Source organism: Paraglaciecola sp. G1-13, from assembly GCF_055809255.1.
On sequence record NZ_CM147903.1, the window covers coordinates 1,716,414 to 1,728,816 of the forward strand.

The following is a 12,403-nucleotide window of genomic DNA, read 5'->3' on the forward strand; positions in this document are numbered from 1 at the left end:
ACTTGGCGTTTTTTTGTTTAATACGGTGTTATTTTTTATAAACGTAATTTTGCATTAGTTTAGCCGCATAGACGTTCGTGCTGAGCAGTAACGGCCTACGACTCGGCTAAATGCTTAGCGTGAAAGCGCAAGTGATCTTCAATAAAGCTGCTGATGAAAAAGTAGCTATGATCATAACCGTTGTGGTATCGAAACTCAGCTGGGTAGTTTATCTCTTGTGCTATCGTCTCAAGCGGTTTGGCTAACTTTTGGCTTTGGTAAAAGTCATCCGCTAGGCCTTGATCAATCAACATAGGCAATTGTAAAAATTGGCCTTGCTGGCGCATTAGCTCACAGCTGTCGTATTGTTGCCATTCGCTTTTATCGTCACCTAAATAATGACTGAAGGCTTTTTGTCCCCACGGGCATTCCATCGGATTCACAATCGGTGAAAAGGCCGACACGGAACTAAAGCGTTTCACATTTGACAAGGCAATCATAAGCGCACCGTGGCCGCCCATTGAATGCCCTGCAATCGCTGCTTTAGGTTGTACTTTGAAGTGCTGCTGAATGAGGACGGGCAGTTCGTCGACGATGTAGTCGTACATGCGGTAATGCTCAGCCCAAGGGGCTTGGGTTGCATTCACATAAAATCCTGCCCCTAAACCTAAGTCATAGGCTTTGTCGTCAGCATCAGGTACAGCATCACCTCGCGGGCTGGTGTCAGGTATGACAAGCATGATGCCCAGCTCACTGGCAACGCGCTGTGCACCGGCTTTGGTGACAAAGTTTTCATCTGTACAGGTGAGTCCGCTTAACCAATAGACTACAGGCAGCGGTTTGCTTAGTTCAGCGGCTGGGGGCAAATACACGCTAAGGTGCATTTCACAGTTAAGTACAGCGGATTGGTGGCTAAAACGCTTCTGCCAACCGCCAAAGCAACGGTTTGCTGACACTTCGATTATGCTCGAAGTGTCGCTTGAGGCAGCGCTCATTTGCTGTTGACCGCTCATTAATAATGCACCACTGAGCGGATGGATTTCCCTTCGTGCATTAAATCAAACGCCGTGTTGATGTCCTCTAGTGGCATAGTGTGGGTAATGAAGGTATCAAGCTCGAATTCGCCATCCATGTAGCGTTGTACATAATCAGGTAATTGGCTGCGACCTTTCACGCCACCAAATGCGGAACCGCGCCATACTCGACCGGTAACAAGTTGGAACGGTCGAGTAGAGATTTCTTGGCCCGCACCGGCCACACCAATGATCACCGATTCGCCCCAGCCTTTATGACAACATTCAAGTGCTGAGCGCATCACATTCACATTGCCGATGCACTCAAACGAGTAATCTACGCCGCCATCGGTCATATCCACAATGACTTCTTGAATGGATTTGTCAAAATCTTTTGGGTTCACCACATCGGACGCGCCAAGTTGCTTAGCAATTTTGAATTTATCTTCGTTCACATCAATTGCAATGATACGACCCGCGTTAGCCATTTTCGCGCCAATCAGCACAGATAAACCGATGCCGCCTAAACCGAATACCGCTACCGTGTCGCCTTCTTGCACTTTGGCGGTGTTAGTGACCGCGCCCATACCCGTGGTGACGCCGCAACCAAGTAAACATACTTTTTCTAAAGGGGCTTCTTTTGGGATTTTCGCTAAGGCAATTTCAGGCACGACTGTGTGCTCAGCGAAGGTAGATGTGCCCATGTAATGATAAATAGGCTTACCATTTTTTGAAAAACGTGTGGTGCCATCTGGCATTAAGCCTTTACCCTGCGTGTCACGTATTGCTTGGCATAGGTTAGTTTTTCCTGACAAGCAAAATTTACACTCGCCGCATTCTGGCGTGTATAACGGAATAACATGATCGCCCACTTCGACAGACGTCACGCCTTCGCCGATGGCTTCAACGATCCCAGCGCCTTCATGGCCTAAAATAGCAGGAAAGATGCCTTCCGGATCTTCGCCCGACAGGGTGTAGGCATCGGTATGACATACGCCAGTGGCGATGACTTTAATAAGTACTTCGCCTTTTTGTGGCGGCATCAAATCAACTTCTTCAATGGATAATGGTTCGCCGGCTGCCCAAGCAACCGCCGCACGAGTTTTAATGCTTTGCATAGTGTTGATCCTTTTTGCTGAAAACAGGTATTTTGAGAAATCATAACCAACCCCGATCAAATAGATGGGCGTTAGTTATATAAACGATTTTACTTGTACGCTCTTACTTGCACATTCCCATCAGGCGAATGCGTCTGGGCTCCCAAATAATATCGTCGATGGTATAACCATTGGGACACAGATCGCGTTTATCTAGGGTTTGCTTTAAATGCAGCACAGCTTTGTCTTCAAGCGCCAATTTGGTTTCATTATTTGGTTGCGGGTTTAAATTCGAGCCGATAGGGCGGTTGCTTTGCCCGCCAAGTCTTGCGTCTCTGCTGCCATCACGACCGCCACGTCTGCCGCCGCGTTCGCCTCTATTGTCTGTGTCTTCTTCGGGTAAATTAAACCATGATAAACCAAAGGCAAATTGAGTCTCGCCGTCATCGCCTATTTGAGTACTGAAATGATCTGTGGTTTGTATGGGTTTCGGTTCATTGCCGGCACAGCCAAATAGGCTTGCCGTGAGCAAAATTAAGGGCCATTGATACAGGTTTTTGTGCTGTTTTTTCACTTAAACTTACTCACTTTCTATCGTTTGAGTGGCTAGTCTAAACGCTTAACAGGCAGCAGTGCAATACAAGAGATGGGCGGGGCTCAACACTGGCGCAAAGTGCCTTGGTGCATGCTTAAAATTGATACCAACTCGCACTGTTTTTATACAGCAGTAGGCTTTTTAATCTGTTATCTGGCTCTGCTTGGGCAGGTTCATGCACTTCGACTGACGTTAAAAGTGCGCCATAAGTTTGCCACAAGTCAGCATAAGATTGGCTGAAGGTAGTTAGCGGAAAATTACTGGCAAGCATCACTCGGCGCTCACCCAGTATTTGTAAGCAGGCCATCATCACTGTTTGCATGTCTGCTTCAGTGTACGCACGATTCTGCATTTCCCAGCCAGAAAGCTTTATTGCCACATTTGGGTATTGCCCGAGTGCACCAAGGTTGTGTTGCCATCGGTCAAAGGCTTGCAGCCAGTTATGGGTATTAGATTGAAGAGGCGGCCAACCTGCATGATTGATGATCACGCGTAAGGTTGGTGTATTATTAAGCACCTTGCATAGCACTTGTGTGGCTTGAGAATCCGATAATGAAAACTGCGCATCGAAACTCAAACCATGCTCAGCCAACAGGGCCAAGTTTTTTCGAAACACCGAGCTGCTTAGCAAGGCGTGAGCATCGTCATCAAGAATGTGCCTAACACCGACAAGTGACGGTCGGCGTCGCAAATTAGCCAACACCTCGGAAAATTGCTCAGACGTTAGATCACCACCTGCCACACTCTTAAAGGCCAGGGTGCAGTGTTGTGTTAGCCAATCAAGTTCTCGCCACGGTTGGGCGTTGTCAAAACCCGCCTCAATGTGCACAAAACCAGCTAGATCCAACCCAGAATCTAGCTGCAGTTCAGCTTGATTAACGTCACGATGAATAGTGTGTTTGTCTGGCCAGTGGGGGGGATTTTCGGGTTTTAACCAGCTGTATTGACCATCTCTTAGGTTAAAAAGGTGCAGATGTGGGTCGATAATGTCCATATTACTATTTGCTTTTTCCGTTTCTGTCTGCCGCTTACGTGTAACGCTGTAAAACGACTACTGGGCGGTATAACCGCCATCGATGACTTGCAAACTACCGGTGATAAAACCCGCCTGTTCACTTGCTAAAAAGTAACAAAGCTGCGCCACTTCGTTTGGCTGGCCTAGACGCCCGAGAGGTTGCAACGCGGCTTCTTCTGCGTGTACTTCGTCACCATCGCGCCCTGACTTTTCAAGGTAACTATCAATTGCTTTATGATACAGAGGGGTTTCTATTGTCCCTGGGCATACTGCATTCGCGCGAATATTGTATTTGGCATAATCCAGCGCGGTCGTTTTTGCCATTGATGCCAAAGCGGATTTGGTCAAGTTATATGCAAAAGAATTTTGCTTGGCAATTAGCGCTTGATCAGAGGCCATTAAAATAATGGAACCGCCACCATGCTTAACCATGCTTGGCAGCACGCCTTGAATGGCGGCGTAAGCCCCTTTGACATTAATCGCAAACATCTGGTCAAGCACGTCTTCACTGGTTTGCTCGATATTGGCGGACAGATGCACGCCAGCGTTAGACACCAAGCAGTCAATTTTTGAATGTTCACTGCGGATACTGGCAATAATATTTCTCACTTGTGTCACGTTTGATACATCGCATTGATGCCAATGAACAGCGACATCAGGCTGAGGTGGGGCCTGTAAATCTAAATTAAATACTCGGTAGCCTTTTTGGGCAAATAGCTGACAAATGGCAGCGCCTATCCCTAAGCTACCACCGGTGACAATACAAATGGGCTGTGTTGTGCTTGACATCCTATTACCTCTTACACTTCATTATCTGTTTGCAAACCGCTCTTTATTTTACTCAACTATTTCACTCAACATCGGTTATTCGTCGTCGAACTCTTTGCCCATTTGCAATGTACGGGTAGCCAATTGCACTTCTTTCAAAAACGATACCAAGGCAACGATCAGGAGCAAAAGCGCGATAACGAATAAAATCACTACGGCTTTAGTCAAGTCCATCAGCAAAAACTCGCCGATAAACAAGCAACATACCACTGAACAGACAAAAAGCGCCGAAGCGGTGCACATTCCGATTGAGCGGTTAATAATTTTAATCCGGCGCCACAGGTATTTAAGCTCGACTTGGGAAATTTTGAGTTTGTCAGGGTTTTTAAGAATGGCCACGCGGCGCTCAATTATGCGCGCTCTATCGACAATGCGTCCCAAGCGACCTGACATCACGTTTAAAAAGCCAGCGATGCCCGTCAGCATAAAGACTGGCGCAACCACGATTTGAATCACTTGAGCTAAATCAGAAATCGATGACTCCACGTTTAAGCACTCAAGTCACTGTTTACAGTGCGCGAGGCCCATAGGTCGTATTCATCAGCGTGTTCAACTGTGGCGGTAATTATGTCGCCAGGTTTCAGTTCAACATCACCGTTCAAGTATACAAGGCCGTCGATTTCAGGTGCATCAGCGAAACTGCGTCCAATGGCGCCTTCTTCGTCTACTTCATCGATGAGCACTTGAATGGTTGAACCAATTCTACGCTGTAATTTCGCGCTGCTGATTTGTTGCTGTTTCTGCATAAAACGCTCGAAACGCTCTTGTTTGACTTCTTCACTGACAGGGTCCGGCAAGTCGTTCGCTTTCGCGCCTTCAACATCTGAGTATTTAAAGCAGCCCACGCGCTCAAGCTGAGCGTCGTCTAAAAAGTCGAGCAGCATTTGGAAGTCTTCTTCGGTTTCACCTGGAAAGCCCACAATAAAGGTAGAGCGGATAACTAACTCTGGGCACAGTTCGCGCCATTTCTTAATACGCTCCATCGTGCGCTCGGCGGCGGCGGGGCGCTTCATCAATTTAAGAATACGCGGGCTGGCATGCTGAAAGGGAATATCTAGGTAAGGCAACACTTTACCCGAGGCCATTAACGGCATGACTTTATCAACAGATGGATAGGGGTACACATAATGCAATCGTACCCACATGCCCATCTCACCGAGCTTTTCGCACAGCTCTGTCATGCCTGTTTTTACCGGCATACCATTCCAGAAGCCCATTTTGTTTTTAACGTCTACGCCATAAGCGCTGGTGTCTTGTGAAATAACCAATAGCTCTTTGACCCCAGCGTTTTTTAAGCGCTGGGCTTCATCTAAAATCTCACCAATAGGGCGGCTAACCAAATCGCCGCGCATGGAAGGAATAATGCAAAAGGTGCATCTGTGGTTACAGCCTTCAGATATTTTTAAATAAGCATAATGGCGCGGCGTCAACTTAACCCCAATATCCGGCACTAAATTCATATACGGGTTATGACTTGGCTGAGGCAAATGCTCATGTACCTGATTTACCACTTCTTCATACGCATGAGGGCCGGTAATGGCCAATACGTTGGGATGCACCTCACGTATTTCATCTTCTTTGATGCCTAAGCAACCGGTGACAATAACTTTGCCATTTTCAGCCAGTGCTTCGCCTATGGTATCCAGCGATTCTTGTACGGCGGTATCAATAAAACCACAGGTATTTACAATGACTAAATCCGCATCGTTATAGGTGTTGACCACGTCATACCCTTCTGTGCGTAACTGAGTCAAGATACGCTCTGAATCCACTAGGTTTTTCGGGCAGCCTAGGCTGACAAAACCAATCCGCGAACCGGTGGATAAAGTACTTGGCTTATCAGCTTCGATAGTTTTTATCGGTGTTTCTAAGGTCGTAGTTTGTTTTGGATTAAAGGTTTCAACAGTCATCAAATGCTCAAATAGTGTAATGGATCAATAAAGTCGTAGATCGAGGCGAACGCCAATTTGACGCGATTATAACGGAAATGGTTTGCGATGCACATGACAGTTGATTGTCTTTGATGGCTGAGATGCAAAGATAGCAATGTGTTTACTTTTATCAGCAAGGTGCTGAGTTCGAAGTGAATGCCTACGCTTGAGACACGGGTATCCTTAACCTTATCGGTTGAACGTTATCGCTAACAGTAATACAAAACATGACCGGACCACATTCGGCAAGACATCACATGCGTCACCGGCGAGGTGATGTGATACCTTGCCGATGACTCACGGTTGCACAGCGGGTTTTATTGTAGCAAATCCTCTTTTCGCTTGGGTGCGGGGCCGTCTTTACGCAGTATGAAAAACGCCGCGCTAAAGAAAAGGAACATCCACACCGGTGGCTCTGGTACATCGCTGGTATTATCACGTTGTAAATGAGCATATTGCATATCATAGGTGAGTTCGTCAGCGATATACTCTAACGCTAGGGACCAACCATCAGAGCCTGCAATCCAGCGACCAAACCAGTTGTCGCTAAATGTCAGCATAGTTGTTGTTAAGTCGGTTATTACGTTGCCATCACCGTCTAAAATATCACCGGAGACATTTAAGAAGTTGAAATCAAAATTCATCACTGTGTCAAAATCGATGAAAGAATAGACAGTGAACGAGTGGTATAAATCCAACCAGGTTAGATTGCCTGTAATATCGATAGCGTCGTAACTTATGCCGCGCTCGGTACCCATAATTTCGAACACCCAGCTGGTATCCAGTGCACTCACGTTGCCATCAAAGGTCATTAAACCTGGGCTATTGCCTGGGCTGATATTTGCGCCTGATAACAAAACATCACCCGCAAACGTTCCTGCTCCCATTATTCCCCCCGTGAGTGTTAGCAACTCGCTATGGGCAACAGCAATGAGCCCGTTGTTGATGACTGACCCATCTAAGGTGGCGCTGTCAGCAAAGGAAATAAGACTCCCTCTGGCATTATTGATAAGACCGTTATTTTCGAACTCAGCACCTTCTAGATTCGCAATAACTCCGCTATTAAACAGTATATCGTTTATCACAATACGACCGCGATTCACCAGTTGGCCTATATTTTCAAATGTACTTTCAAAATAGTTACCGCTAGCGGTGCCCGCTACCGTATCGACCTGTTGGCTATTAATGCCCACTTCAATCAGCCCTGAGGCGTTATTTTCCATATATCCACGGTTGGTAAACACCGCATTATCAACCGTTGCCTGCTCGCCACCATCATCACTGAACAACGCTGACAGCAGGATATCGCCATTATTGATGAGTGTCCCTTCGTTGATTATGGTGCCAGATTTAACGTCAAGCGTACCCGTATTGACCATTGTGCCTGAGGATAATAAAACGCCGTTGTTATCTGTCACAATCGAGCCATGGTTATCGATGTTAGCGCCTGCGGCGTTAATAAGGGCGCCGTCATTGTTAATGATGCTACCTGTTTGATTAGTGATGCTGCCTCTATTGTTTATCACCCCATAATTATTGATGGTGTCATTGTTAACCAGTGTTGCATTGATTGAAGTCACGTTACTCAATTCGACATTAAGGCCACTGAGTGTCTCGTTTAGCGCCATGATTTGTGCCGTCGACTGATGCACGCCTTGATACAAAGATACCAACGCATAAGATGCTGAATTTTGGTTTACATTAACGTCATTCAAGGTAAAGCTTTTACCGTGACGGCCGTATCCGCCGCTGGTTTCTAGGAAGGCTTTGTCAATCCACAGCGCATATAGCGCATCTAAACCGATAATATCGCCACTGCCAAAATTGCCTCTGTCGCCGTAGGCGAAGTAATTAGATTTAAACAAACGTGCTTCATCTTGGGGGTTTAACTGACCCGGATAAATGTTTTGCATCGCTTCCAAATCCAATACAGAGTTAAGGCCTAACCCTTCTGCATTGAGCATCATTAACATGGTCCATTCGAAGCGATTCTGATTGTCACCGTGTTCACCCTGGGCACCATTAATATTCTGCTCTAGGCCGGAATCTGCATACAAACTGTAATGTTGTATACCAGTATTGTTATCCCCTAAAACGTAATTTATTGCATTAACGCTGTCGTTTACATCGTTTCGATCACCGTAATAAATTTTATAACACTCAAGCATATTGTCGTCGCACGCATCTTTGGTTTCCTGGCGTAACTGACCTCTACTGGTGACCCAATCGCGGATAGACTCGCGGTTGTCTTCCAATGTGCCTGCTTGTGGTCCGTAACCGTAGGCTTGATCAGACACCAAGTATTTCTCATAGAGGTGAATAGCAAACGCATTCGTGCTGGCATCGCTTACTTCTCCTTTAAAGCCATTGAGCGATTGGCGAGCACTTTCATTTTCGAATTTAGTCAGTAGCTTTGTTAACTGAATATCTTCTACTTCTAGCGCGCGGGACGTGTTATTGAATAGCTGTGCATTGGCAATGACGCTGGCATTATCGTTGATCGTTGATGCCGCTTGATTTTCGATGCCGTTATTTAAAAAGCCGTGATTGTTCAGTGTGCTGTTGTTTTCAATATGGCCGTAGTTGTCAATTTGTGCGCCTTGCTCGTTGCTCAACTGGGCAGCACTATGCATCGTACCAACGTTTGAAAGCAGTCCATGGTTGGTGATCTTCGGTTGTAATGGTGACTGAGCATTTCCTTGTTCATGATATATCTCGCCATAATTTGTCATGGTATCGTGATTGATAATGTGTCCGGTGTTATCTAAGTGGTCCATTACCACCAATGTCGAAATATTGGCTAGTTTCACCGAACCTGTGCCGTTTTCTATCAGGCCTTTATTGATGATCCCGGTGCTATTTTGGCTTACCAACCGCCCAGTATTACTGAGGTAACCGTTATTGTTCAGTGCGCCCTCATTGTAAAAGTGTGCGCCAACGTTATTGACCATTACGGCATTGTTATTAAAAGTGCCTTCGTTAACGAGTAAGGCGTCTTTGTTGTTTTCCCAAACGCCAAACCCGGCCGCTTTTAGGGTATCTACTTCACTTTGTACTGCCTGATAGGCTTGGTCTAGCGTACCGCCGTCTTTACGATAGTTATTTAAGGTGTTTGAGGTCGTTGCATAGGTCGCTTCGTTCGACCACGGATCGTCATGCCAATACAACTTGGCGTTACGATTGGCGTTAGCCGCTTTTTCCATTTGTTGATTGGTGTCTAGGTAGCCTCCCTCCGCATTGTACTGCTGCTCAATGGATGTGCGAGAGGATTGCCATGCGACCATTGAATTGGCAATGTTGTCAGGGGAAACACTTGATGTCGTGCCGTTATTAATGGTGCTTCGAGCGCTGTTGAACACATACCCTGCATTCTCGACTAAACCTTGATTATTGATAACCGTCGTCGCTAAATTCGTCGTATTGTGGGTGCGAAGCTCTGCGCCGTGCTCAATGGATAGGGTACCAGTGTTGTTTAAAGACCCTTGGCCAGTGGATGATTTAACGACCAGCTCGCCCCCTTTATACACACCCACAGTGCCATCGTTGGAGTATTGCTCAGATATTTGGTGATTGTTGATGAGCTCGAAGCTGCCGTACACATCAAAGTTAGCACCCACTTTATTGGCAATTTTTCCTGTTGACCAGCTCGCTTCCGCGGTATTTTCTATTCGTCCATAATTGTTGATTTCACCCTGATTTTGCATATTGCCGTCAAACTTAAGCCAGCCGTTAGCACCAACAGAAATTTGCGCATCGCTTGTGTTTCGAAACACGTATTGTTGGTTTTCAATACCGGCATTGCTGTATATTTCCCCGTAAACGTTAAGTTGCCCTTGGTTAACAAGCCCTAACTCTGTGCGGTCTTCGGTTTCTTCAAAAATATTGCGCACGCGATAGTTATTGTCCATGCCCATTTCAACACTCGCTTCAGCTTCAATGGTCATAGTGCGATTTGAATTGACGGTTAATTTGCCGTCTTGCATGATTTGACCCGCTTGATACTGGTCAACGGTGTATTCTTGGTACAGTCTATTTTTGAGCGAGCTGTCTTGTATTTGGTTGTAGTAGCGCTCGCCTGCATCATATTTAATCAATTCATCTGCGGTTAGATACTGGTCGATGCGGTCGTCATCATAATAATATGCGTCGCTCGCGCCGCTATTGAAATCACCTTGACCTCTGCCTTGAAAGACAATTTCGCCAAAGCCATTGAACGAGAGGTTCTCACCTTGCAAGGTTTTTACGCCGGTTTCAATTCCGTTGGTGTCTATGCTTGACCAGTGATTAAGCGCGAAGGAATTATTGTATACGTCCACTTCAAATAACGATGCTTCTTCTTGAAATGACAACAAGGGGCCAATCGCTAGGGCGGTAAAATCATCAATATCGATTGAGGCAGATAGCAGCTCGCCTGATACTTGTGCTCCGATATCCAAATATGTGCGATTTTTAACCGTTGCGTTTAATGAAAATGCGGTACTGGCATTAACGGTTTTGTCTTGTGGTTGCTCACCATCACGCAGTATGTTTGAGTCAGCGAGTAGCGCGAAATCTGGCAGGCTGTCCCATGCACCATAGTAAGAGGTTTGTTTACCGATGCGCCCGGCGACAAATATTTCATTATCGAACTGCATGTTGACCATCAGCTCTGGCGTCACGCTGATATCTTGAATTAAATCAACGGTGGGCCCAGCGTTTATGTCACCTATTGTGAGTTGAGCCGTTAATGGACCTTCTTCAAACGCAAGCGTGCCGCCACTGGTCAAGCCAAAGGCATAGCCGATGACTTCGTCTATATCCAAGCTAACATCAAGTAAATCGCCCCCAAGACTGGCGGAAAAGCTGCCGTTGTTAATACTGCCTTGTGCGTTTTCAGTAAAAGGGTTTGATAGATCAATAGAGATAGGACCGGTATCAATTTCCAGTAAATTTTTAACGGTGCTGGCTTTCCCTTCACTGAGTCGTTTGTCCGCTTGCTCTTTGACTTTATTCGCCACATCTTCGGTGGTAATTTGATGGTAAAAGGCATCCACGACGTTGGCATCACCCGAGATAAAGTCGACAATGTCCTGAGCGGATACTTCATTTATATCAAGATTGAGGTACGCAAACTCGCCCTTGAAGGAATCAATTCTTAGTAAGTCGATATCAAAATTATTGGTGGTGCCGGGTATGACGTATTTCTCATCGATAAAGCAGTCTACTATGCACGCCTCAGCAAATAGGCTTAAATTGGTTTGAATATTTAACCCCGTTTTAAGCTCAAATCGCGGAGCATCTACTGAGAAGCTAGAGTTTTCTTCATGTAACCCAGAACGCGTATCGAGGGAAAATCTATCGGTCCCTAAGCCCTCAAATTGATAGCTGACAGTAGGGGTGTAATGAGCAGTGGCATCGAAGGTGCCAGGCTCAAGGTTAAGGTTCAAATAAGGTAACATATAGGCTTCAAGCTGCACGCCCGCTGCTGCGCCAAAATACGCACAGGCTCCTAGAAAACAACCGCCTTCAACTCTGCCTACACCTAAGCGGGCTCTGGGCGGTCTGCCAAACACAGAGTCCCACTCTTTGCTTGTTAACTCCCAGTCCACTTTGAAGCTGCTCGGGCCATCAGGCGCCCAAACGCTTTGGTCTGACACGCCAAAATTAAAGCTGCCCATTGACACATTTGAACGAGTATTCTCGTCGGTTTGCACACCAGCGAAGGACTGCTGACTTACCAGTGCAATGGTGATAGCTAAAGCGACTTGGCTTAGTCTATTGGGGTGATGTAACGGCTGCATTGCCTGCGCGCTGGTAGGCTGGATTGCACTGATATCATTCGTTAGAGATCTTATGTGGACTGCTCGTGTATTCATAGTGGTAGTTCCTTGCTGCTATGGGCGCTCTAAATGGCGTTTTACTCAAAGTGTCAATTAATCAATTTTACTGGGTCATGTGCATTTGGT

8 protein-coding genes are annotated in these 12,403 nt (G+C 46.2%); all 8 read right to left on the bottom strand.

All coding sequences use genetic code 11. From position 1 onward, the window contains the following. Nucleotides 1-95: 95 nt before the first annotated feature. Nucleotides 96-992 (bottom strand): S-formylglutathione hydrolase, encoded by an 897-nt coding sequence (gene fghA, locus AC0L6N_RS07225; protein ID WP_473480150.1) that lies wholly within the window; start codon nucleotides 990-992, stop codon nucleotides 96-98. Continuing rightward, complete coding sequence (locus tag AC0L6N_RS07230; RefSeq protein ID WP_473480151.1) at nucleotides 992-2,110, bottom strand: S-(hydroxymethyl)glutathione dehydrogenase/class III alcohol dehydrogenase; 1,119 nt, start codon at nucleotides 2,108-2,110, stop codon at nucleotides 992-994. The genes fghA and AC0L6N_RS07230 overlap by 1 nt, the downstream gene beginning before the upstream one ends. A gap of 103 nt (nucleotides 2,111-2,213) precedes the next feature. After that, a complete protein-coding gene (locus tag AC0L6N_RS07235; RefSeq protein WP_011574649.1) occupies nucleotides 2,214-2,663 on the bottom strand; it encodes a hypothetical protein in 450 nt (149 codons plus the stop codon). Between the two features lie 115 nt (nucleotides 2,664-2,778). Beyond that, nucleotides 2,779-3,678, bottom strand: coding sequence for an amidohydrolase family protein (locus AC0L6N_RS07240; protein ID WP_473480152.1), 900 nt, complete (start codon nucleotides 3,676-3,678; stop codon nucleotides 2,779-2,781). 57 nt (nucleotides 3,679-3,735) lie between these two features. Continuing rightward, nucleotides 3,736-4,488, bottom strand: a complete 753-nt coding sequence (locus AC0L6N_RS07245; RefSeq protein WP_473480153.1) for an SDR family NAD(P)-dependent oxidoreductase — start codon at nucleotides 4,486-4,488, stop codon at nucleotides 3,736-3,738. Between the two features lie 75 nt (nucleotides 4,489-4,563). Then, nucleotides 4,564-5,013: a DUF2721 domain-containing protein gene (locus AC0L6N_RS07250; protein ID WP_011574652.1), complete on the bottom strand. Its 450-nt coding sequence runs from the start codon at nucleotides 5,011-5,013 to the stop codon at nucleotides 4,564-4,566. A 2-nt stretch (nucleotides 5,014-5,015) separates the two neighbouring features. Next, nucleotides 5,016-6,437 carry a 30S ribosomal protein S12 methylthiotransferase RimO gene (gene rimO / locus AC0L6N_RS07255; protein WP_473480154.1) on the bottom strand — a complete coding sequence of 474 codons (1,422 nt, stop codon included), beginning with the start codon at nucleotides 6,435-6,437 and terminating at the stop codon, nucleotides 5,016-5,018. Between the two features lie 338 nt (nucleotides 6,438-6,775). After that, nucleotides 6,776-12,313 carry an autotransporter outer membrane beta-barrel domain-containing protein gene (locus AC0L6N_RS07260; RefSeq protein ID WP_473480155.1) on the bottom strand — a complete coding sequence of 1,846 codons (5,538 nt, stop codon included), beginning with the start codon at nucleotides 12,311-12,313 and terminating at the stop codon, nucleotides 6,776-6,778. Nucleotides 12,314-12,403: the final 90 nt, after the last annotated feature.

Excerpts from the sequence above, each read along its gene's own strand:
- fghA (WP_473480150.1), bottom strand. The coding sequence starts at position 992 with ATGAGCGGTCAACAGCAAATGAGCGCTGCCTCAAGCGACACTTCGAGC.
- AC0L6N_RS07230 (WP_473480151.1), bottom strand. The coding sequence starts at position 2,110 with ATGCAAAGCATTAAAACTCGTGCGGCGGTTGCTTGGGCAGCCGGCGAA.
- AC0L6N_RS07240 (WP_473480152.1), bottom strand. The coding sequence starts at position 3,678 with ATGGACATTATCGACCCACATCTGCACCTTTTTAACCTAAGAGATGGT.
- AC0L6N_RS07245 (WP_473480153.1), bottom strand. The coding sequence starts at position 4,488 with ATGTCAAGCACAACACAGCCCATTTGTATTGTCACCGGTGGTAGCTTA.
- rimO (WP_473480154.1), bottom strand. The coding sequence starts at position 6,437 with ATGACTGTTGAAACCTTTAATCCAAAACAAACTACGACCTTAGAAACA.
- AC0L6N_RS07260 (WP_473480155.1), bottom strand. The coding sequence starts at position 12,313 with ATGAATACACGAGCAGTCCACATAAGATCTCTAACGAATGATATCAGT.